This is a genomic window from Streptomyces sp. NPDC005899, from assembly GCF_040629645.1.
Classification (GTDB): Bacteria; Actinomycetota; Actinomycetes; order Streptomycetales; family Streptomycetaceae; genus Streptomyces.
In genome coordinates, this window is record NZ_JBEXWB010000659.1 from 1 (window position 1) to 1,607 (window position 1,607).

Here is a 1,607-nt window from a genome sequence, read left to right on the forward strand (position 1 = left end):
CCGTCGCCACCTCCGCCGCCGTCGCGCGGGCCGCGCCGCCCAGGGCCCGGCAGCCCTCGCAGTAGGAGGCGCCGCGGGACGGTTCGCCGGAGCGGGCGGCGAGGTGGGCCGGGCCGACCGTACGGATCATGCGCAGCACCGGCGACTCCAGGGCACGCCGGCGCACCGACGCCCAGTCGTCGGTGGCGATGTGCCCGAGGCGCAGGTGCCCGGGGACGGGCCGCGTGTCCACGGTGTCCTGGTTGCAGCAGGCCAGCACCGTGCCGTCGAAGGCGACCACGGGCCAGGCGGCCATGGCGCAGGGGGAGACCGCGCCCGCGCCGGGGGCGGTACGGGCGGGAGCCGCCCAGGCCGCCGCCCGGCCGAACGGGCGCACCTCGTTGACCAGCGACGGCACCCGGCCGCCGAACTCCTCCTCGATGTCCCGGGTGAGGCCCGCGAGGTAGGGGTCGCCGGCTCCCGACCCGGTGAGGTGGAAGCTCACCGGGACACCCGCGTCCCGGATGCGGTGCAGGGCGCGGAAGACGGCGGCCCGCGGGACCTCCCGCTCGTGGTGGGCGTCCAGGCTGGCCGAGAAGTGGTCGACGGAGGTGGCGGCCCGCATCAGCGGGGCCGGGATCCGCCGCGAACGGGCGAAGAACATGCCGCTCAGCACCGCCGTCCGTGCCCCGGCGCGACGGGCGAGCCCGCTCAGCTCCTCGACGAGCCCGGGCAGCAGCAGCGGTTCACCACCGGTCAGCATCACCACGTCGGGCCGGTCGTCCGGGGTGAACGAGCCCACGAAGCGCAGCAGGTCGCCGGCGTCGGGCCGCTCCCGCACGGCCGGGCCCGAACCGGTGGAGCAGTGGGCGCAGCTCAGGGGGCAGCGCCGGGTGAGGCCGAGCAGCAGTCCGGCGGCGGGGTACGGCCGCCGTCCGACGAGTTCGCCGAGTTCCATGCGGGGCCGCCTCCTTCGATGGCCGGGGCGCGTCGGGCGCGTGCCCAGCCTGCGCCGGGACGGTTCGGCGGCGGTCCACGACCGCTTCGGATCCGGTATGGGCCCAGGTCACCGGGGCGGTCCGGGCACGTCCCGGCCGGCGCCGGCGGTCCCGCGGCCCCGCCCAACTGGCCCGATACCGGAGCCATACCGCTGCCGAAGCGTCTCCCAGGCGGCGCCCCCTAACTTTCTCGGCAACGGCAGGCAGCGGCCCGCCCGACCGGAACCCGGCACCTCGGGGCCCCCGGGACCAGCGCAGTCACGAGTGGACGGAGACCACCATGTCCGAGAACACCAAGCCCGCGGCCGACGACAACAACGAGACCGAGACCCCCGAGGTCGAGGCGCACTCCGTGCTGGACCTCCAGGAGACCGCCACCCACGAGATCGCGGCTCCGGGCAGCTGTGTCAGCGTGCTCAGCGTCGTCATGGACGGCAGCTGACCGGACACATCGGGGCGGCGCCACGGAGGCTGGGGCAGGACCTCCCGCTGTGGCGCCGGGCCGGCCGGTGACGTGGGGGGGGGGCGGCGGGTAGGGTCCGCCCCCCCCCCCCGTACGGCCCCCGCGGGGGTCGCCCCCCCCCCCCCCCCCCCCCGCCGCCCCGCCCCCCCCCCCCCCCCCCCCCCCCC

2 protein-coding genes are annotated in these 1,607 nt (G+C 77.7%); one reads left to right on the forward strand and one right to left on the reverse strand.

Features of this window, described 5'->3' with window-relative positions:
- The coding region (locus tag ABZ371_RS32465) for a radical SAM protein (RefSeq protein ID WP_358686498.1) at positions 1–937 on the reverse strand (937 nt) is incomplete at its 3' end.
- 320 nt (positions 938–1,257) lie between these two features.
- Between ABZ371_RS32465 and ABZ371_RS32470 the strand changes: the two genes are divergently transcribed.
- The gene (locus ABZ371_RS32470; RefSeq protein ID WP_358686501.1) at positions 1,258–1,419 is read left to right on the forward strand and encodes a hypothetical protein; all 162 of its coding nucleotides are present in this window, start codon (positions 1,258–1,260) and stop codon (positions 1,417–1,419) included.
- Positions 1,420–1,607: the final 188 nt, after the last annotated feature.